Annotated in this window: 13 protein-coding genes; 5 read left to right on the forward strand and 8 right to left on the reverse strand. The window is 70.8% G+C overall.

All coding sequences use genetic code 11. From position 1 onward, the window contains the following. Positions 1-44 precede the first annotated feature (44 nt). Positions 45-4,601, forward strand: a complete 4,557-nt coding sequence (locus AC08OP_RS03390) for an nSTAND1 domain-containing NTPase (protein WP_476612853.1) — start codon at positions 45-47, stop codon at positions 4,599-4,601. Further along, the gene (locus tag AC08OP_RS03395) at positions 4,592-6,601 is read left to right on the forward strand and encodes a serine/threonine-protein kinase (protein WP_476612854.1); all 2,010 of its coding nucleotides are present in this window, start codon (positions 4,592-4,594) and stop codon (positions 6,599-6,601) included. Before AC08OP_RS03390 ends, AC08OP_RS03395 begins: the two co-directional genes overlap by 10 nt. A 5-nt stretch (positions 6,602-6,606) precedes the next feature. On the opposite strand, the gene AC08OP_RS03400 is transcribed toward AC08OP_RS03395, so the two are convergent. The 3 genes from AC08OP_RS03400 to bioB all read right to left on the reverse strand — a co-directional run bounded on the left by AC08OP_RS03400 (position 6,607) and on the right by bioB (position 9,104). Continuing rightward, on the reverse strand, positions 6,607-6,981 hold the full coding sequence (locus tag AC08OP_RS03400) for a Fic/DOC family protein (protein ID WP_476612871.1): 375 nt from the start codon (positions 6,979-6,981) through the stop codon (positions 6,607-6,609). A 173-nt stretch (positions 6,982-7,154) separates the two neighbouring features. Next, complete coding sequence (locus AC08OP_RS03405; RefSeq protein ID WP_476612855.1) at positions 7,155-7,760, reverse strand: type II toxin-antitoxin system antitoxin SocA domain-containing protein; 606 nt, start codon at positions 7,758-7,760, stop codon at positions 7,155-7,157. Between the two features lie 240 nt (positions 7,761-8,000). Next, positions 8,001-9,104 (reverse strand): biotin synthase BioB, encoded by a 1,104-nt coding sequence (bioB, locus tag AC08OP_RS03410; RefSeq protein ID WP_476612856.1) that lies wholly within the window; start codon positions 9,102-9,104, stop codon positions 8,001-8,003. Positions 9,105-9,455: 351 nt separating this feature from the next. On the opposite strand from bioB, the gene idi reads away from it, so the two are divergent. After that, positions 9,456-10,118: an isopentenyl-diphosphate Delta-isomerase gene (gene idi / locus AC08OP_RS03415; RefSeq protein ID WP_476612857.1), complete on the forward strand. Its 663-nt coding sequence runs from the start codon at positions 9,456-9,458 to the stop codon at positions 10,116-10,118. Positions 10,119-10,308: 190 nt separating this feature from the next. On the opposite strand, the gene AC08OP_RS03420 is transcribed toward idi, so the two are convergent. Then, complete coding sequence (locus AC08OP_RS03420; RefSeq protein ID WP_476612858.1) at positions 10,309-10,881, reverse strand: hemerythrin domain-containing protein; 573 nt, start codon at positions 10,879-10,881, stop codon at positions 10,309-10,311. A gap of 1,740 nt (positions 10,882-12,621) precedes the next feature. Between AC08OP_RS03420 and AC08OP_RS03425 the strand changes: the two genes are divergently transcribed. Then, positions 12,622-14,025: a family 2B encapsulin nanocompartment shell protein gene (locus tag AC08OP_RS03425; RefSeq protein ID WP_476612859.1), complete on the forward strand. Its 1,404-nt coding sequence runs from the start codon at positions 12,622-12,624 to the stop codon at positions 14,023-14,025. A gap of 299 nt (positions 14,026-14,324) precedes the next feature. Next, complete coding sequence (locus AC08OP_RS03430) at positions 14,325-16,538, forward strand: family 2 encapsulin nanocompartment cargo protein terpene cyclase (protein ID WP_476612860.1); 2,214 nt, start codon at positions 14,325-14,327, stop codon at positions 16,536-16,538. A 32-nt stretch (positions 16,539-16,570) separates the two neighbouring features. On the opposite strand, the gene AC08OP_RS03435 is transcribed toward AC08OP_RS03430, so the two are convergent. The 4 genes from AC08OP_RS03435 to AC08OP_RS03450 all read right to left on the reverse strand — a co-directional run. After that, on the reverse strand, positions 16,571-17,323 hold the full coding sequence (locus tag AC08OP_RS03435) for a SagB family peptide dehydrogenase (RefSeq protein ID WP_476612861.1): 753 nt from the start codon (positions 17,321-17,323) through the stop codon (positions 16,571-16,573). A gap of 30 nt (positions 17,324-17,353) precedes the next feature. After that, the gene (locus tag AC08OP_RS03440) at positions 17,354-18,691 is read right to left on the reverse strand and encodes a YcaO-like family protein (RefSeq protein WP_476612862.1); all 1,338 of its coding nucleotides are present in this window, start codon (positions 18,689-18,691) and stop codon (positions 17,354-17,356) included. 9 nt (positions 18,692-18,700) lie between these two features. Then, on the reverse strand, positions 18,701-20,125 hold the full coding sequence (locus AC08OP_RS03445) for a YcaO-like family protein (RefSeq protein WP_476612863.1): 1,425 nt from the start codon (positions 20,123-20,125) through the stop codon (positions 18,701-18,703). Then, positions 20,122-20,853: CocE/NonD family hydrolase (locus AC08OP_RS03450; protein WP_476612864.1), on the reverse strand; the 732-nt coding region annotated here is incomplete at its 5' end. The genes AC08OP_RS03450 and AC08OP_RS03445, both read right to left, overlap by 4 nt.

Raw genomic sequence — 20,853 nt, forward strand, 5'->3', positions numbered from 1 at the left:
GGCTCGGTGGGCCCGGCGCCGACCGGGCGGGCGAGGTCGGCGCCGTGGTAGCGCGGGCCGTGGCGGCGGTCGGCGGCGTGTTCGTGGAGCGCTGCGGGCTGGCCGAGGAAAGCCTGCGCACGGTCGTCGACCCGGCGACCCCGCTCGATCTCGGCGAGGCTCTCGCGGCGGCCGTCGAGCAGGCCACCGAGGCTCTTCTCGTCTACTACGCCGGCATCGTCCTCATCGACGCCGACGGGATGATCCACCTGGCGACGGCCGTGTCGGACAGCCGTCCCCATCGCCTGGCCTACACGGCCCTGCCGTTGTCGTCGGTCCTGGCGACGATGGCGACGAGCCGGGCCGCCACCCGGCTCATCGCCGTCGATGGTCTGTGGGTGCGGACCACGGCCGCCCACTCCACCGTCCCGCCGGTGCCACCTCGCGTTCCCGGTCTTCGCGAGGATGTTGCCGGTCCTCGTGAAGATGCGGGGGGCGGCGCCGACGCGGCCGCGGCCGGCGACGGCGTGGAGCTGCTCGTGCTGACCTCGCCGCTGGCCGCGCACACCGGGCTGGCGGCGCACACCGGATCGGCGGCGGGTGACGGATCGGTGGCGGGTGACGGACCGCCGCTGTCCGCCGGCCTGGTCCGGCTCCTCGTCAACGGCGACCCGGACGGCCCGGTCGAGCTGAGCGTCGGGCAGGTGACCCGGCGGCTCGCCCAACGTCTCACCGCGGCCGGGAACGCAGTGCTGCATTCCGCCGCCGCCTGGTCGGATGGGGTGATCCTCGCCGGCAACGCCGCGCACACCCCGCCGATCGCCGACCTGGAGCCGGCGCCGACCACCGTGCTCACCGACGGCCCCGGCCCGGTGGTGACTCCCACCCCGCGACAGCCGGCGGGGCTTCCCAGCGCACCGGACGGCGGGGTGACCACCGGTGAGGCCGCCTGCCCCTATCCCGGTCTCGCCTCGTTCGGCGCCGGCACGCAGCGCTGGTTCTTCGGGCGGGAGCGAGCGACGGCCGAGGCGCTGTCGCGGCTGGAGGAACGGCTGGACGGCGCGGGTCCGCTGGTGCTCGTCGGTGCCTCCGGCTCGGGAAAGTCGTCGCTGCTGGGCGCCGGGCTGCTCCCGGCGCTCGCCCGGGGCGCAGTGGCAGGCACCCGCGGTTGGCCGCAGGTCCTGATGACACCCACGGATCACCCGGCCCGCGAGCTGGCCCGCACGGTGGCGCAGGCGGCCGGGCTGTCCGTGCTCGCAGCGGCACGGCTCGACGTCGTCTCGGAACCCGCCCGATTCGTCGGGGCGCTGTCGGATCTGCTCGCCCTGCGTCCGGCCGCCGGCGGGACCACCCCGCCCACCCGGCGGGTGATGATCGTCGTCGACCAGTTCGAGGAGACGTTCACCCTGTGCGCGGACGAGGAGGAGCGCGGCGCGTTCATCCGCGCGCTGGTCGCCGCGTGCCGCGGGGACGGGGCCACCCGTCCACCCGCGGTCGTCGTCATCGGCGTCCGCGCCGACTTCTATGGCTGGTGCGCGGCCTATCCAGAGCTGGTGGACGCGCTCCAGACGGGGCAGGTCGTGGTCGGGCCGATGACCGCGGCGGAGGTACGCGACGCCATCGTGAAGCCGGCCGAGGCGGTAGGGCTCACGGTGGAGCCGGGCCTGGTCGATCTGATGCTGCACGACATCGGCGCCGACGAGCACGGCGTCGTCGCCGACCCCGGATCGTTGCCCCTGCTCGCGCACGCGCTGCGCGCCACCTGGCGGGAACGCGAGAACGGCACCCTGACGGTGGCCGGTTACCTGCGGGCCGGGGGTCTACGGGGGGCCATCGCCCGGACGGCGGAGGAGACCTTCGGCACGCTGGACGCGGCCGGCCAGGATGCGGCCTGGCAGATCCTGCTACAGATGATCCAGTTCGGGGATGGGACGGACGACACCCGCCGCCGCGTCTCACGCACCGAGCTGCTGTCCACGTCGCCGTGGGCCCAGGACTCGCCGTCGGCCCAGGACGTCTCCGCCGTCCTCGACGCGCTGGTCGCCGCCCGACTCGTCACCGTGGACGCCGACACCGTCGAGATCTCCCACGAGGCGCTGCTGCGCTCGTGGCCGCGACTGCGCGAGTGGATCGAGGTCGATCGCGCCGCGGCAATGACCCGACAGCGGCTCACCGACGCCGCGGCCACCTGGGACGACGGCGGGCGGGACCCGTCCTACCTGTTCACCGGCAGTCGGCTGGCGACCGTCCGGGAGTGGGCGCAGGCCGGGCAGCGGCAGACGGCACTGAGCCCGGTCGCGCGGGACTTTCTGGCGGCCTCCCTCGCGGCCGAGCAGGCGGCGCAGCGGGCCGAGGCCCGGCGGACCAGGCGGCTGCACCAGCTCGTCGCCGCTCTCACGGTGCTGACCCTGATCGCCGGTGGAGCGATGGCGTTCGCCTTCCGGCAACGGGCCCAGATCGCCGGCGAGCGGGACCGGGCGCTGTCGGTGGCGATCGGCCGGCAGGCCGATCAGCTGCGCAGGTCCGACCCGCTGGCCGCCGCCCAGCTCGGCGCCGTCGCCTACCGGCTGGCGCCGACGGCGGAGGCGCGCAGCGCCGTGCTGTCGACGTTCGCGAGCGACTACGGCTTCGCCACCCGTCACCTCGGCACGCAGACCCGTCCGATCGGCGCGGTCGCCTACAGCCGGGACGGCAGGCTGGTGGCGACGGCGAGCGACGACTGGACGGTCGCCCTGTGGTCCGCGTCAGACCCCACCCGCCGCACCCCGCTCAGCACGATCAGGGGCCACCGGCTGGCGGTGAAGTCCGTGGCGTTCAGCCCGGACGGCCGGTTCGTCGCCACCGGGAGCGACGACCGGACGATCCGGCTGTGGACCATCACCGATCCCACTCACCCGGTGCTCGCGGCGACGTTACCCGGCGCCTCCGACTCGATTCACGGGCTGGCCTTCCGCCCCGACAGCCGGGTCCTTGCCACCGGCGGGTACGGATCACAGGTGCGGCTGTGGGACGTCTCCGACGTGAGCGCGATCCGGCCGGCCGGCGCGATCACCGCCCACACCGCGAACGTCCGTGCCGTCGCGTTCAGTCCCGACGGCACCGAGCTGCTGACCGGTGGCGACGACGGCCGGGCTCTGCTGTGGGACGTGCGGGACCTCGCCGCCCCGGCAGAGCTGAGCGAGCTGAAGGGCGAGGCGGGCCCGAATGTCGTGCTCAGCGCGAACACGGCCGTCCGTGCGGTCGCCATCAGCCCGGACGGGAAGACGGCGGTGACCGGCAGCGACGACACCACCGCGCGGGTCTTCGATCTCACCGACCCGCGACGGCCGACCACCCTCCAGGTCATCGACGAGGTGCGATCGGTCGAGGCGGTGGCGGTCAACGTGGACGGCCTCGTGGCCGTGGGGGTGAACAGCGCGGTCGAGATCTACGATCCGTCCCGCCATTTCGACGCCATCGCGGTCCTGCCGCACGCGTCGAAGCCGTGGGCGTTGGCCTTCAGTCCGGACGGGCGGACCCTCGCCTCCGGTGCCGACGACCGCGCCCTGCGCCTGTGGGACGTGCCGGGGCCGACGCTGGTCGGGCACCACCGCTTCCTGTGGTCGACGGCGGTCCATCCGAACGGGCGGGTCCTGGCCACCGGGGACTACGGGCAGACCGTCCGGCTGTGGGATGCGCATGACCCCGATCGGCCGGTGTCGGCCGCCACGTTGACCGGATTCAACGCCGCGGTCGGCAGCGTCCGGTTCACCCCGAACGGCAGGGTTCTCATCGCCGGCAGCCTCGACTACGCCACCGACTTCGACGGCACGGTCACGCTGTGGGACGTCGCCGACATCCGCCGTCCCAGGCTGCTGTCCACCATCCATCCCGGCATCGGCGGGATCAAGGACCTGGAGGTCAGCCCGGACGGCCGGACCCTCGCGCTGGCCGGCACGAGCGCCCGACTGGCCCTGGTGGACATCTCCACCCCGGCCACGCCCCGGCAGCGGTCCGTCCTCGCAGGGCACCGCTACGACGTCGCCACCGTCAGTTTCAGTCCGGACGGGCGCACCCTGGCGTCCGGGAGCGGCGACCGGACCATCCGGTTGTGGGACATCACGACACCGGACCGACCGGCGGACATCAGCACGATCACGGGCTTCACCAGCGCCCTGATCACCATCGCCTTCAGCCGGGACGGAAGGACCCTAGCCGTCGGCAGCTTCGACACGAAGGTCGCCCTGTGGGACGTCACGGACCGCCGGGCCCCGCGCGCGCTGCCCTCGATCATCGGGTTGGGGGCCGGCGTCAACTCCATCGAGTTCAGCTCCGACGGCCGGCTCATGGCGGCGGGCGTCGGCGGCGCGAACGGTGTGGTGCGGCTGTGGGACATGTCCGATCCGGCCGACCCGGTGCCGTACGCCACCTTCAGCGGCCGCTACAACGGCTTCGCGGCGGTCGCCTTCGCCCCGGGCACCGCCTTCATCGTCGGAGCGCCCTACCAGGTGATCGGATTCGTCTGGGACCTCGACCCGGCGAGCGTCGTCACGCGGCTGTGCGCGCGGGCCGGCGACCCGCTCACCCGCGAGGAATGGAAACAGTACCTGCCGGGCCTCGACTACGATCCGCCGTGCGGCTGACCGGACCGGAGCCGGAACGGTTCATCACCGACCGGGTGGCCGAGGCGCTCCCCGCCTACGAGGTGACCGCCGTGCTCGGGCACGGCGGTCACGCCGTCGTTCTCGCGGGTCGCCACCGCCAGCTCGACCGGACCGTTGCGATCAAGGTCCTGTCGACCAGCGCGGCGGACGGCGGCGCCCACGGCCGGTTCCTGGCGGAGGCGCGCCTGCTGGCCGGGCTCGACCATCCCCACATAGTCCGCCTCTACGACTACGTCGAATCCGGGGACCTGTGCCTGCTCGTCATGGAGCGGCTGGCGGGCGGCACCGTGCGGGCCCGCGCGGCGAACGGGCTGACCGTCGACGTCGTCTGCGCGATCGGGTTGGCGACCGCCGCCGCGCTGGAATGCGCGCACGCGGGCGGGATCCTGCACCGCGACATCAAACCGGACAACATTCTCTTCAGCGCCGACGGCCTGCTGAAGGTCACCGACTTCGGGATCGCCAAGCTCATCGGCGCTTCCGGTGCGGCCCCGAGCACGCTCGTCGGTACCCCCGTCTACATGGCGCCGGAACAGTTCGACGGCCGGCCGCCGGGACCGGCGTGCGACCTGTACGCGCTCGGGATCGTCCTCTACGAACTGCTCAGCGGCCGCCCACCGTTCGTCCGGGTGCTGTCGATGGCGCAGCTGATGGACCATCATCTGCGCGTCGCGCCGCAACCACTGGACGCCGCGCCGCCGGCGATCGCCGCGGTGGTGGACCGGGCGCTGCGCAAGGAGCCCGGTGCACGCCCGCCGTCGGCCCACGCGTTCGCCCTGGATCTCGCCGCCGCGACGGCCCAGGCGCTCGGTGCGGACTGGCTCACCCGCTGCCCGCTGCCGCTGCGGCTCGACGACGATGTGCGCGACGCGGCGCGCGGCGGTCCGTCGGCCCGCACCCCGCCAGCCGTCCCGCCGCCGGGCACCCCGCCGCCAGCCGTCACGCCGTCAGCCGTCACGCCGTCAGCCACCGCCTCACCACGCCGATGGTCGGCCGGCGTGATCCGGCGCCGGTCCCTGAACCGGACCGCGCGGCGCGACCTCCGCCCGGCCGACATCACGTCCGCGCCGTTGCGGGTGGACTACCCGTACAGTGTGGTCGCCGCGCCGGACGGTGCGGTGTACGTGTCCCAACGGCTACGTCACCGGGTGCTCCGGATCGAACGCGACGGCCGGACGGTCCATGTGGCCGGCTCCGGCAAGAGCGGCCCGCACGGTGACGGGGGGCCGGCCGTCGACGCCGAGCTGGACAACCCGTGCGGGCTGGCTCTGGGCCCCGACGGTTCTCTGTTCATCGCGGACAGCTTCAACAATCGGATCCGCCGGGTCGCGCCGGACGGTCGGATCGTCACCGTCGCCGGCTCCGGCCGTCACGGCCCGCCGGCCGGCCCCGCCGCCCGGCACGCCACCTCGCTCGACCTGGCGCACCCGCACGGCGTCTACGCCGACGCGGCGGGCCGGGTGTACGTCGCGAACACCGGCGGCCACCAGGTGATCCTGATCGACCCGGATCTGCGGGCGGCACCGCTGGCGGGGGCGGGTGTCCCCGGCCTGTCCGGAGATCACGGACCCGCCCAGTTCGCCCAGCTCCGGCGCCCGCACGACGTCACGGCCCCGCCCGGACGGAATGTCTACCTCGCCGACACCGACAATCACCTGCTGCGGGCGGTCGACGCCGACGGGAGCATCTCCACGGCTGCCGGGATGTTCTACGGCGCGTCCCCCGACGACGGAGCCCCGGCCCGGATCGCGGACGTCGGTCGGCCCCACTCGCTGGCGCCCACCCCCTCGGGCGGTCTGCTGGTCACCGACCCCGACCGGGGACGGGTCCGCCTCGTCACCCGCGATCGACTCGTCCGCACCTTCGCGGACGCCCGAACAGGTCTGCGGCGACCGCTCGGTGTCACCGTCCACAGCGACGGCACCGCCTTCGTCGTCGACACCGCCCAGCACCTCATCCACCGTCTCCCGGTCGCATAGATCGGTCACCCGGCGTCGGTCCCACTGAGCCCGGCACGGTCCTCCGGGGTTACTCGGGGTGGGTCATGCGGAGGCGACGCCGGTTCCGTGCGGGATGTCCAGCCCGCACCCGCCGCGAGCTGTCGTAGGAAGGCCCGTTGAGCTCTGCCGTTTCCTTCCCGGAACGGATGGATGGCGTTCAGGTCGCCGTAGAGTGTCGCAAACCTGAGAACAAAGGATTCTCGCTTGAGCCCTACGAGATGACGGTCTTCGGCCAGGCCCGAGAAAAGATCGTAGAGCTGCCCCTCGACGAACAGCGCCCGGCAGAACGGGTGGCCATCCTTCGCGAGGTTCACAGTACGAATCTCGCCCGCCCATCGGTAGATGTCCTGGAAGAGCATCCGGTGGAAACGACGAAGATGCTCGGTATCGTAAGCGCCCGGGAGGAGGGATGCTCCCAGCTCAGCGTAGCGAAGGCCGGAGATCTGCTGTTCGATGTCGGCGAGCTCATCAGGATCATGTATGTCGAGCCGGTTCCGCAGGCACTCGGTGCCCGGCCAGCAGTACGGGTCGCTCACTGGTCGAGGCCGCGCCCCCTGTGACGGGCGAGAATGTCCGCGACAGCCTCATCGGCTGTGCACGTCCCTGACGCTACCTGCCGGAGCCGAGCCTGCGTATCAGGCGAGAACTCGTGGCCCTCCAGACGCGCGTTGCCGACCGCCGCCGAGACGGCTTCGTCGACTGACATCCTCAGCCGAGCGTAGTAGTCCGCCATGATCGTTGGCTCTATGGGCTCGTTAGACGACTCCCCCTCCGGCAACCCTGCACGCGCCAGCCGCCACGGCGCCTCCACATGCGTCATCCGCGACAGTTCGTCACCACTGAAAGGCCCGTACTTTTGCAGCACCCACTCGATGGTCCGAGTCGCCTGGGACCCGAGTCGACGGGGATCCCCCGCTGGCCATGAGCTGACGCAGAAGCAGCCGCGGTGCTTCTCGAAGAGCGCCCATACCACCGGACCGTTCGACCAGGCCTGAACCTCTTCGTCGAAGAGATTCACGCGATGGTTGGCGAGATGCCATGCCTGCGAGTAGTAGACCAGCTTCTGCAAACGCCAGGTGGCCATCATCCCGAGTCGCGCGAGGATGAAGGCGGCAACATCATGGACGTTCTCGGCCATACCCTCACCTCCCTCGGACTCTGCGCACCGAGCGCACCGAGCAATACCCTGTACTTGAAATATTTTACGCGCGCGGGGCAGGGGGCGTCGCGCCTTGCCCCACGCGGGACCGCTCTTTCGAACCAGAGCTGGTCGCCGAGGCCCAGGCACTCATGCTCGTTCTGGGCATACCGGGCCCGGCCAGCCCAGCCAGGCGAACGTCCACTTGATCACCCGCCGGCCGGGCGGTGGATGCCGGGATCAGGCGTTGGGCGGCAGGGCGGTGCCGGCACCGCGCTGCCGCAGCGCGACCCGCTCCGGGCCCGCGCCCGCGGCCACAGGCGCCTCGGCCTCGGTGTCGGTGTCGGCGTCGAGACCTTCCACCGTGAATCCCGCCTCGGCGATCATCTTCAGGTCCTGGTGGCCCTCCTGGCCCTCACTGGTCAGGTAGTCACCGAGGAAGATGGAGTTCACCACCGAGAGGGCGAGGGGCTGCATCGAGCCGAGATGAATCTCCCGGCCGCCCGAGAGCCGCACCTCGGCCGTGGGGTTGACGAACCGGACCATGGCGAGAATGCGCAGGCACTGCCGGGGGTTGAGGTTCCACTCCGCGCCCAGGGGCGTGCCCTCGAATGGCATGAGGAAGTTGACCGGGATGGAGTCCGGGGCGAGCTCGCGCAGCGCGAAGGCGACGTTGACGAGGTCCTCGTCGCTCTCCCCCATGCCGGCGATGATGCCCGAGCAGGGTGAGAGGCCGGCATGCCTGGCTTCCTGCACCGTGTCAACCCGGTCGTTGTAGGTGTGCGTCGTGCAGACGTCTGCGTACTTCTCACCGGCTGTGTTCAGGTTGTGGTTGTAGGCGTCCGCACCGGCCGCCCGCAGCCGTGCGGCCTGCCCGTCGGACAGCAGGCCGAGGCACGCGCACACCTCCACGCCCGGATGTGCGGTCTTGATCGCGCCGACCGTGTCCGCCACGCGGTCGACGTCCCGGTCCGTCGGCCCGCGGCCGCTCGCGACCAGGCACACCCGGCGGGCACCGCCCGAGATGCCGGCACCGGCCGTCGCGGCGGCCTCCTCGGGCTTGAGCCAGGTGTACTTCAGGATTCCCGTGTTCGAACCGAGCCGCTGCGAGCAGTAGGAACAGTCCTCCGGACAGAGCCCGCTCTTGAGGTTCACCAGGAAGTTCAGCTTGACACGCCTGCCAAAGTACCTCCGCCGGAGCCGGTAGGCGGCGGCGATGACATCCATGAGATCGTCGTCGTCACTGCGCAGGACGGCTAGGGCCTCGTCTCGGGTCGGGGCCCGACCACTCACCCCCTTGCTGACAAGGCTGTTCAGGGTGGCTGACAGGTCCATGTCCGTCATCCTCAATCCTCTGCGGGCACTGGCGGGCACTGGCGGGCGGCGGAAACCTGCAGGTGATCGTCCTTCCGCCACGCCCACACTCTCATCGTTACCTTGATCGGAACCAGCAATCACCCATGCCGGGGCGGGGGTACGGCCGGGGTTACCCGGACGTGGACGTGGCCGACCGGCGCCGGCGGGCAGGATGGGGAGGAAGGGGAGGATGGGTAGGTGGCGACTGGATCCCGGTGGAGGAGAACGACACGTGCGCGTTGGGCGACAGCGTCGCCGGCGCCCACCCCACACCGACCGGACCAGCGACTGGACCTTCGAGTGGAAACTGGACCTTCGACCGGAAAGTGAGGCCCACCAGTGAGCCCGCAAGGATCCGACTCCGACGTCGTGACGGTGCCGCGTGACGCGGCGTCAACACAGACGGTGTCGCGTGAGACCGCGCCGGTCCCGCCCGCCGCCGACGAGGTCGTGCTCCTCGACGCCGAACGCCGCCCCTGCGGGACGGCGCCGCGGATCGCCGTGCACGGCCTCGACACCCCCCTGCACCTGGCGTTCTCGTCCTACCTTTTCGACCCGGCCGGCCGGCTGCTCGTCACCCGCCGAGCGCTCGACAAGCGGACCTGGCCGGGGGTGTGGACGAACAGCTGCTGTGGGCATCCCCGCCCAGGCGAGGACCTGGCGCGGGCCGTCGAGCGCCGGGTGGGCCAGGAACTCCGCCTGGAGCTGACCGACCTGCACTGCGCGCTGCCGGACTTCGCCTACCGCGCCACCGCCGCCGACGGTCTCGTGGAGAACGAGGTCTGCCCGGTCTACGTGGCGCGGGCGCTCGGGGACCCGGATCCGGACCCAGCCGAGGTGGTCGAGTGGCGCTGGGTCGAGTGGGACGACTACCGCCGGGTGGCCGCCGCCGCGCCCTGGGCGCTGAGCCCCTGGTCGGTCGACCAGATGGCGGCGTTCAGCGCGGCGGCCCATCCGCTGACCGCCGCGCTCTCCCTCGCCGACGGCGGAACCCACGCCTGAGCCGACCGTCCGGAGAACCGGCCATCCGTCCTGTTCCAGAGGGCGTCCTGTTCCAGAAGGGCTGCCGTGCCGACGCTGACGCCCGGGGCTGCCGAACCGCGGATGGTCCCGGACGCCGCGCGACCGTCCGCCGCGGCGGCACCGCAACGCCCGCAAGCCGCACGGCGTCAGGTCACGGCGCCCCGCCGCGTCACTTCACGGCGTCCCGGACATGGTCGATGATCGAGGCGATTGGGCCTACCGTCCACTGCTTGGCGGTCGAACCGGCGGCTGACGGGTGCGGATGGGTGGGAGCGAACTTCTCCGCCGTCCGGAGCCGACGGCCCATGCTTTCCAGCTGCCTGGCGTCGCGGGCTGCGTGCACCCGGGGAAACTCCTCATTTTCCTCATGCTCGGCGTGGTCGACAACGGCCCGTTCGAAGTCCGCCAGCTTCGCATCGAACTCGGCGCTACCGACATCCATCTTCTCCAGCGCCAGCAGCGCGCGGGTGGCCTCGTCCTCCTCGTGGTTGCGCGCCTCGGCCACCCGACTGTCGATCTTCTTCGTAACCGGCCGCACGATCATCTCCTCGGCGGTCTCATGCGCGGCGAGCAAAGCCCGCAGCTCGTCGAACGCCCGGCGCTTGTGCTCGCCCGTCGCCGACTTCACGTCCGCGAACAGCTCGCGGATGCGGGCGTGCTGTTCGAGCAGGACTCCCACGACGTCGTCGTGGGAGAACTGCGCCGCTCGGCCGCCGTCGAACCCAGCGTCATTGATCGGCATGATGTCCTCCTCATCACGGTCCGCCCATCGGGGACCTCGACGTCGGCGTGCCCCGAGAAGGCACTCGAAATCGCGCGGCATCGAGGACGCCCGACCGGCGGGGCCCAACCGACACGTTGGGCTCGTCAGCCTGCCCCGATCGGGGTACCGAGAGTGCCCCGATCCGGCCGGGTCAGCTCGCCGCCTACCGACGTCCCCAATCCGGGCCAGTACGAGGTAGCCACATAAACGGCCCCATGAGTAGCTCATCGTTCCTAGTAACCCGTCGGCGCGATGACGGTGAGTTGACGCCCGGGAGCACCTGCGCCGTCCGGTGAAGCCGCACCGGTCACGCCGCACCGGCGCGTACGATGGAATAACGCCAATGTTCTCCCAAAGACACGTATAGTGATAATCTCGGCGCCAAGGCTTGAGCCGAAGCTTGAACCGAAGGCGACCAGCCGAGGCATGCCCCTCGCATCGCGGGATTCGGCCGGCGTCGTTGCCGGGAGGCAATGGCTCCCTCGGTCGGCAGGACCGGCTCAATACGATGCGCGTCGGGTCGATCACCCGGCCGGCCATGCCGGACGGACGGACGGATACACCGTTCCGGCCATGGCCACAGGTCCCGCAATGGCCACAGGTCCCGCAATGGCCACAGGTCCCGCAATGGCCACAGGTCCCGCAATCTCCAGGCCTTTGGCCCCGACGGGGCCGCAGGGCCGCCGCAGCCGGCGGATGATCGGACCAGGCCGCGGTTGCGGACCCGGGGCGGGCACCCGACCCGATTCCGGGCCGAGGCCCTGACCAGGCGAAGCAGCCAGCGTCTACGGCGTGTCATGAGGAGTCCGCAACCGGTCCGGATCTGCCGCGGACGGGCCGGCTGCAACGGGTCCGGAGCGGCGGGACGCCACGCGCCGTCTCCGTCCCCGTCACCGTGACGTTTCCGGTCCACCGGCGTGGGGGTGAAGAAATATCCGCGCGCCGCGCTCGAGGGAGACGACGGCGCTCCGACCCGGGTTCCCCGGCAGAATTGGCTATGGTCCGCCACGCGACCTAATATCACCGAAGGCATTTCGCGCGCGGACTCCGCGAACGCTCAACCGACAGCCGGACCAGATTTCGACCCGATATCACCGTAGTCGGGACACGGGCGCCGATCGGCGCTGGATCCACCAGCGGAAAAGGCGGGCAGAACGCCTGTCCGCTGCGTACCGACAGCCGGTCGGCACGCCGGGAAAACGATCGAGAAAACGCCCGGCCGCCCTTGACGGTGCGTGGTTGCCGGACCGGCCCGAGGGACTAGAGCAGGCCAGTCTGCCCGGGCCAGATCTGATTGGTTCCGCAAAGTGCTTGCCGCCCGCGGGATCGATGCGGGAGGCTTCCAATGCGCGGCGAGACGACGCGCGTTCCGTTCGAGACAAGCGCATGTCGACTGTTGACTCGACGCCATGGGGGGTTACACCGACGGAGCGCCCATCGATGTCATCGCTACTCAGGGAAGGTGAGACTCACCCAGCGCAGTATCGGAACTTCGACGTCCCGCATTTCGTGTCGGTTCGATGTACCCGCGGTCGGCCGCCAGCCGCCGGGGCCCGTCACGCCCGCACATTCCTATGACCGTGCACAGGCCGCGCCTCCTGCACGTGCGCCGAGTCAATCAAAACCGCACTCCGGGAAAACCCCCGTACCCCCAGTGTAAACCCCCACTCCCAGTGGGAAAACTGCCCCTGCGAAAACCAGAGATAGGTGGAGTCTGTCATGACCGAACCCGTGCAGACCGGTACGGATGCCGGCGGCGAAGAGCCCCGGCTGAGTCTGGGCACGGCGGCCGCGCGCAATCTCGCGACGACCACCAAGTCCGTTCCGCAGATGCAGGAGATCACCTCTCGGTGGCTGCTGCGGGTACTGCCGTGGGTCCAGGCGTCCGGCGGCGTGTACCGGGTCAACCGCCGCCTGACCTATATACTCGGGGACGGGCTCCTCACGTTCACCACCACCGGATCCGAGGTCCGGGTCGTTCCGCGCGAACTCAGCGAGCTGCCCGCCCTGCGCGGTTTCGACGGCGAGGTGCTCGACGCGCTCGCGGACCGCTTCGCTCAACGGGAGTTCGCCGCCGGGGACGTCCTGGTGGAGGGTGGTCAGGCCGCCGACCAGGTGTTCCTGATCGCGCACGGCAAGGTCGGCAGGTTCGGCCCCGGGGAGTACGGCGACGAGCGGGAACTCGAAGTACTCGCCAACGGCGAGTACTTCGGTGACGAGGTGCTGGTCGAGGAGGACCTGACCTGGGAGTTCACGGCCCGCGCACTCACCGGTACGACGGCCCTCGTCCTGTCGCGCCAGCAGTTCTCCGAGCTCGTCGACTCCTCCGACGAGCTGCGGCGTCACCTCGACGAGTACCGGACCCGGCCCCAGCCCCCGAGCAACCGCCTGGGCGAAGCGGAGATTGCGATCGCCGCCGGGCACGCCGGGGAACCGGACCTGCCGGGGACGTTCGTCGACTACGAGCTGGCGCCCCGCGAGTACGAGCTCAGCGTCGCCCAGACCGTGCTACGCATCCACACCCGGGTGGCGGACCTCTACAACGAACCGCACAACCAGCTGGAGCACCAGATCCGGCTCACCGTCGAGGCCCTGCGAGAACGCCAGGAGCACGAACTGGTGAACAACCCCGACTTCGGGCTGCTGCACAACGCCGACCTCCGCCAGCGTATTCACACCCGGAGCGGTCCGCCTACCCCGGACGACCTCGACGAGCTACTGAGCCGCCGACGCAGCACACATTTCCTGCTCGCCCACCCGCGGACCATCGCCGCGTTCGGCCGGGAATGCACCGCCCGCGGCATCTACCCGGCCACCGTCCTCTTCCACGACCAGCACGTGCCGGCCTGGCGCGGCGTTCCCCTGCTCCCGTTGAACAAGATTCCGATCAGCAGGACCGGTACCACGTCCATCCTCGCGCTGCGCACCGGTGAGGAGAACCAGGGGGTGATCGGCCTGCACCACGCCGGCCTGCCGGACGAATACGAGCCCGGCCTGTCCGTGAGATTCGCAGGTATCAGCGACAAGGCCATCATCTCGTACCTGGTGACCACGTACTACTCCGCGGCGGTGCTCGTCCCCGACGCGCTCGGCATCCTGGAGAACGTCGAGATCGGTCGGTGACACCCGGCCGCGCGAGCCGCTGGGATCACCCGGAACCTGCGGAATTCCGCGAGATTACGCGAGATTACGCGGGGTTCCGGGAGGGTTCCGCTGGGCTCCGCGGCATCCCGGCCCGATCTCTCCCGGCCGCCCCGACTGTTCACTTCTCCGCTGCCACCCCGGCAGACCCGGTACGCCTTCCCCGGGACCGATTCCCCGGGGAAGGTTCTCCGGTGCCGGATACGGATAAGGATCCGTATCCGGCCGACTTTCGGGGCCGGCCGTCCAGCCCGTGACCGAGAAAGGTTCACCAGCGGGTCATGCAGCCTTTCACGCTACCGGAGTTCTACGTGCCCTATCCGGCACGGCTCAATCCGAACCTGGAACAGGCCCGCGTGCACAGCAGGGCCTGGGCCGACGAGATGGAGATGATCGACTCTCCGCAGCACGGAACCGTGATCTGGACCGAGGCCGACTTCGACGCACACGACTACGCCCTGCTCTGCGCATACACCCATCCGGACGCCGTCGGCCGAAAACTCGATCTGGTCACCGACTGGTATGTCTGGGTGTTCTACTTCGACGACCACTTCCTGGAGCTGTACAAGCGGTCCCACGACATGGCCGGCGCCCGGGCCTACCTCGACCGCCTGCCCGCCTTCATGCCCGTCGACGGTGAGATCACCGAGACGCCGACCAGCCCGGTGGAACGCGGACTCGCCGACCTGTGGACCCGGACCGTCCCGGAGCGTTCCGCCGACTGGCGGCGGCGGTTCGCGGTCAGCACCAAGAACCTACTGGACGAGTCCCTGTGGGAACTAGCCAACATCAACGCCGGCCGGCTCGCCAACCCGATTGAATACGTCGAGATGCGGCGCAAGGTCGGCGGCGCGCCCTGGTCGGCGAACCTCGTCGAGCACGCCGCCGATGCCGAGGTGCCGGCCCGGGTCGCGGCAACCCGGCCGCTGCAGGTACTGCGGGACACCTTCGCCGACGCCGTGCACCTGCGCAACGACCTGTTCTCCTACCAGCGCGAGGTCGAAGAGGAGGGCGAGCTCAGCAACGGCGTGCTCGTCATCGAACGTTTCCTCGGCTGTGAAACCCAGGAGGCCGCCGACACGGTCAACGACCTGCTCACCTCGCGGCTGCACCAGTTCGAGCACACCGCGGTCACCGAACTGCCGGCGGTCCTCGAGGAGCACGGTGTCGACCCGGGGAGCCGGCTGGAGGTCCTGGCGTACGTGAAGGGTCTGCAGGACTGGCAGTCCGGGGGCCACGAGTGGCACCTGCGCTCGAGCCGGTACATGAACCGGGCCGTGGCGCCCGGGAGCGGCGAGCTCGGCGGACTCCTCGGACTCACCGGTCTCGGTACCTCGGCGGCCCGAATCGTGCCGTCCCTCGTCACCACCGCGCCGCGCCGGATCCGCTCTTTCACGCACATCCCGTACCAGATCGTCGGGCCGCTGCGCCATCCCGACTTCTGCATGCCCTTCTCGACCGGGCAGAGCCCGCATCTGGACGTCTCCCGCCGGGAGAACATCATCTGGGCCCGGACGGTGGGGATGCTGGACCCGATTCCGGGCATCTGGGACGAACACAAACTGCGGGCGTTCGACTTCGCGCTGTGCTCGGCCGGAATCCATCCGGACGCGACCCTGCCGGAACTGAATCTGACGACGGACTGGCTCACCTGGGGGACCTATGCCGACGACTACTACCCGGTAATCTTCGGCCGCACCCGGGACATCCTCGGGGCCAAGGTGTGCAACGCCCGGCTGTCGGAGTTCATGCCGGTGGACTCCCCCGTCACCGCGGTGCCGGCCAACGCGTTGGAACGCGGTCTGGCCGACCTGTGGGCGCGCACCACCGAGACCATGTCGCCAGGCGCGCGCGAGACGTTCCGCGGCGCCGTCGAGGTTATGATCGACAGCTGGCTGTGGGAGTTGGCGAACCAGGCCCAGAATCGCATTCCCGACCCGATCGACTACATTGAGATGCGCCGGGCGACCTTCGGTTCGGATCTGACGATGAGCCTGTCCCGGCTGGCCCGGGAGCAGACCGTGCCAGCCGAGATCTACCGCACCCGGCCGATCCAGGCTCTGGAGAACGCGGCCGCGGACTATGCCTGCCTCCTCAACGACGTCTTCTCCTATCAGAAGGAGATCCAGTTCGAGGGTGAGATCCACAACTGTGTCCTCGTCGTCGAGAACTTCCTCGACTGCGACCGGGAGCGTGCCCTCACGGTGGTCAACGATCTGATGACCTCCCGGATACGGCAGTTCGAGCACATCGTGGCGCACGAGCTTCCGGCGCTGTTCGACAGCTTCGCCCTGGACGCGCCGGCGCGGCAGGCGCTGCTGGGCTATGCGCGGGAACTCCAGAACTGGCTGGCCGGGATCCTCCGCTGGCATGAGGGCACGCATCGGTACGAGGAGTCCGAACTGCGGTACCACCCGGCGGCGGGAGTACGGCTCTTCGGCGGCCCCACGGGGCTGGGCACCTCGGCCGCCCACGTCCGACCGCGGCGGCCGTGACGGCCGTGACGGCCGGCGATAGTGAAATGTAGTCAGCTCGCATGCCTGGTTGGCGGTCGGACCGGCTGACGGCCGACGGGGAACACGACGGTCGGGAACATCGTGTCGGGCAGGCGCAGCAACTCGGCGAGGGCCTGGTCGTCGAAGGCCGTCACGGCGCATCCGGCCAGCCCGAGTGCGGCCGCGACCAGGTAGAGGTTCTGCACGGCGATTCCCGCGTCGAGGTGCAGGGTGCGGTAATGGCGTGCCGGGTACTTCACGAGAGTCGTGTCAAGCCGGGCGACTACGACGACCGCCATGGGCGCCCGTTCGGCGAACTCGGGTTGGACCAGCACCGAACGCAACGCCGCCGTCGGCTCGCCGGACCACAACGTCTGCAGACAGTGGTCCTCGGCGTCGTACCGGAACACGCCGCCGGACAGTTGCGCACTGCGCGCAATGACGAGATAGATGGACAGTGAATGCAGGCCACCTGCCGACGGCGCCATCCACATCCGGTGCTGACGGCCGTCGGGCAATCGGACATCCCGCTGCGGACCCAACGCCCAGCGTAGGAGCGAGGAGACATTCTCGGCGGTCGGCGCCTCGGCATCGAACCGGTACCAGGACCTGCGTGCCGCGAGCACCTGGCCGAACTCGACCGGCAGGTCCGCGCGCGGTGCCGGCAGCGGAATCCGGCTGGTGGCGGCGCGCAGTCCGTCGAGCACCACCTGCCGGGTCGGCGGACCATTGAGGACCTGTTGGGCCCGCCGGATACGCTCCAGCGCGGTGACATCCTCGGCCACACTCGTCCTTTCGGTTACGTCGCTAATGCGCTAATGCGGTAGCGGGAGGTCGCGCCGGGTGGTGCCCGCCGCGGCGAGTTGCCTGGCCAGCCGGGCGCCGCCGAGGAACGGAAGGCCGACGGAGGTGTTCGAGTACAGGCCGGGGGCCAAGGTGTGCACGACCCGCATGCCGGTGGGGCGCACGTCTTCGGTGGTGACGTCGACCGATGTCACCGGGTGGCCAGCGCCGGCGAGCGTGCGCGCGAGCACCATCGGGTCGTCGACTCCGGCGTGCCGGGCGTCCCGGTCGAGGGTCTCCCAGCCGATCGTGCCGGTGAGGGTCTCGGCGAGTTCGGCCTCCAGCCGGTCCTGCAGGCGAGGGTCGAGGAAGAGCTGGAGGTGGGTGCAGTACTCGACGACGTCTGCCAGGTCGTCTCGGCAGTCGTCGAGGTACCGCCGGTCAGCTCGCCACGGCTTGAGGGGGCTGTGCGGGTTGCGTGCGGCGCGCATGTAGGGGCCGTCGGGGTCATCGAGGTCGGCGACGAACATCTGCAGCTGGAAGGCTTCGGCAAGGGCCTTGCGCAGCGCCGGCGTGGTGGTGGTCCGGCACGCTGCTCCCATGGTCAGGTAGCCGGTCGCCGTGTCGTGCACCAGTGCGCCGGCGACGACGAGGCCGAACTCGTTCGGGAATTCGACGAACCGGGTCGTCATGCTTCCGTGCGCGCCCGTGGCAAGCTGCGCGATCCAGGGGGGCGGGGTAATGGCCCGCAACGGCCGGCGGCCGTGCCAGGCCATGGTCAGCGTGTCACGTTCGATCATCTGGCAGATCGCCGACCATTGCGCCGAGCGCTGGTCCATACCGGCGGCCAGGCCGGCGCTGAGGACCGGGCTGAGGTAGGGGAACCCGCGGGCCTGGGCCTGGTGGGCGTAGGACACCCAGACGAGCTGCGCGGGTACCCAGACGGGGGTGCCAGCAAGCAGGTCGGTGCCGGGCGTCCACTCCAGCTCGAGATCCTCGCGGTACTCGGTGAACGGGAAGTAGGGCCCGGAGTACTGGGCGGGTGAGTACAGCACCACCGAGCGCGGGTCGAGCACGGTGGCGCGGTCCGCCGTGAGCTCTTTGTGGGTGGCGCGGCGCAGTCCGGCGGGGACAAGGTTCCCGCAGTAGCGTTCGACGGCCTCGCCGACGGCGGGCCCGAGGGCGGCGTCGTCGTCGAGCAGGGCGTAGCCGGCTCCGGCGAAGTCACTGGCCCAGGCGGAGAACCTGGTGGTGTCGGAGAGGACGGCGGTGTACATGGTGAATTCGGGCGGCAGGGTGGCGGGAATGGTGTTGCGTTCGATCCGGCGGATGATCCCGGATCGGGGGTCGAGGATCGCGGCGAGGTCCATGGGTGCGCCTCAGACGTGCGGGATCGGGTACGGATAAAGGGTGTCTTCGGTGAGCTTTCCGGCAGCCAGGCCCAGCTGGGCGGGTACGTCGTAGAGCCGCTCGCCGCCGAGGAACGGGAAGGCCGCGGGCGGGTTGCCGTAGAGCCCGGGGACGATGACCCGCACGACGGTGAGGCCGGCCGCCCGCACGTCCGGGGTGGTGACGTCCACTGACACGGCGGGCAGGCCCTGCGTCGCGAGCATGTCGAGATAGCGCCGGCGGGCCGTGTCCCCGTTGATGTCCCCGTTGGCGTCCCTGTTGACGTCCCCGTCGGCCCGGGGGATGTCGGCGAGCCGGGTGGTGCGGGTGTCGTCGCGGAGCCGGTCGAGGGGCCGGCCCTGCATCCGCGGATCCAGGTAGAGCTGGGCGACCGCGGGCAGGTCGACGAGGTCGCGGAAATCCGGCCGGATGTCATCCGCGTACCGCCGGTCGGCGCGGTAGGGCAGGTAGGTGTGCGGGGGTATCTCGCCGCGGGCGACGGCTCGCCAGTGCGCACTGTCACCGTCCGCGAGCTCGGCGGTCAGTTCCAGCATGGCGAAGGCTTCGACGAGCGCCTTCGTCGCCGCTTCCCGCGGGCCCGCCCGGCAGGCCGTGCCGTATGCGATCAGCCCCCGTCCCGGTTCTTCAAGGAAGGCGGCGAGCACCGGAACCGGGAACTGGCTTGGCACCTGGAACAACCGGATGGTGCGACCGGTGCCCTCTCCGTGGGCGATGTCGTACCGGTCGAGGAGCTCAGCCGCATCGGCGACGGCCCAGCCGGCGGCGCCGCTGGCCCACCAGATGGTGTTCGCGTCGCGTTCGAAGAGCTCTTCCAACGCGAAACGCTCGGCGTGCTCACGGTTCTCGCCAGTGGCGATGCCGGCGTACAGCATGGCGTGGGTAGCCACCTCGTCGGCGTGCGCGCCGCGGAAGTAGTTCAGGTAGGCCATCGACGCGGGCACCAGCACCGGATCCCCGGCGTACAGGTCGCGGCCGGGCACCCAGGCCACCGGTGTCTGGCGGGTGAAGGGCCGGAAGGGGAACCCGCGGGCGCGGTACTGCCGGTCGGAGTAGAGCGCCAGGGTCGCCGGGTCGAGGGCCGGCCGCCCGGCCCTGGCGAGATCGTCGTAGCAGGCGATCTCCAGGGCGTCGGGCACGGCGTTGCCGCAGTACCGTTCCACGGCCTCCCCGACCGCGGCACGGCGCGCCCGGTCGTGATCGCCCAGGGCGGCACCGAAGCCGAACCGCTCGGCCGACCAGGTGGCGAACGCACGGGTGTCGGCGGCACGGGCGCTCCAGCCGACCCAGCAGCGCGGCATGGCGGGGCTCGGCTGGTAGGGGACGATCTGGGTGAGGACGCCGAGCCGGCGGTCGACGAGACGCCGTTCGGCCGGCGCAGGGGTGGTTGATCTCACGGGTGCTCCAGCACGGGCAGGTCAACCCGGCAGCCGCGGGTTGGACCGGTGTGGATGGTCTGGGTGGCGGTCCGGGTGGCGCTGGTGGTGTACCGGTCCTGGCCGGTGTTGGGGGTGCGGGCCAGCCGCGGGAAGTCGCTGCTGGTGACCTGCAGCTCTAGCCGGCTGCCGGGGTGGAGCAGCAGGGCCGTGGCGCCGAGCGGGATCGACACCGTGGCCGCGCCGGGCCCGACGGCAGCGGCGCCGCTGGTGACCTCCAAGGCCCGGCCGTCACCGAGCCGCTCCACCAGCCGGACTATCCAGTCGGTGCCGGGGCCCGTGGTGTCCGCGGCCATCGTGACGGTGGGTGCGCCGACGATAGCGGTCGGCGTCGTCAGTGGCGGGGTCCGGAATGCCACGGCGTCGGCGCGGGCGTCCAGGGGGGCACGGTCGCAGTCCCGCGGGAGGCTGGGGAAGGGGTCGAGCGGGTCGTAGGTGAACCGGTGCTCGGCGGGCCGCTCGGGCGGGTTCGGCAGGAGTGACCCGTCAGCGCTGGCCTGCAGGCCCAGGGTGGCGGTGGGCGCCGGCCACCGGTCCAGCCAGCGTCCGCCCTCGACGAGGAACACCTTGGTGATCGACGCGTCCCGGCCGGCCAGCACGTCAAAGATCCACGCGACCTGGAGGCGTCCCAGCGGCAGTTGCGAGGCGGGCCCGTGCTCCCGCCCACCCGCCGAGCTGGAAGCGGGGGT

It is taken from the genome of Frankia sp. CeRuru1 (genome assembly GCF_977966315.1).

Coding starts and splice junctions, on each gene's coding strand:
- AC08OP_RS03400 (WP_476612871.1), bottom strand. CDS start 6,981: ATGCTCTTCCAGGACATCTACCGATGGGCGGGCGAGATTCGTACTGTG.
- AC08OP_RS03405 (WP_476612855.1), bottom strand. CDS start 7,760: ATGGCCGAGAACGTCCATGATGTTGCCGCCTTCATCCTCGCGCGACTC.
- bioB (WP_476612856.1), bottom strand. CDS start 9,104: ATGACGGACATGGACCTGTCAGCCACCCTGAACAGCCTTGTCAGCAAG.
- AC08OP_RS03420 (WP_476612858.1), bottom strand. CDS start 10,881: ATGCCGATCAATGACGCTGGGTTCGACGGCGGCCGAGCGGCGCAGTTC.
- AC08OP_RS03425 (WP_476612859.1), top strand. CDS start 12,622: ATGACCGAACCCGTGCAGACCGGTACGGATGCCGGCGGCGAAGAGCCC.
- AC08OP_RS03430 (WP_476612860.1), top strand. CDS start 14,325: ATGCAGCCTTTCACGCTACCGGAGTTCTACGTGCCCTATCCGGCACGG.
- AC08OP_RS03440 (WP_476612862.1), bottom strand. CDS start 18,691: ATGGACCTCGCCGCGATCCTCGACCCCCGATCCGGGATCATCCGCCGG.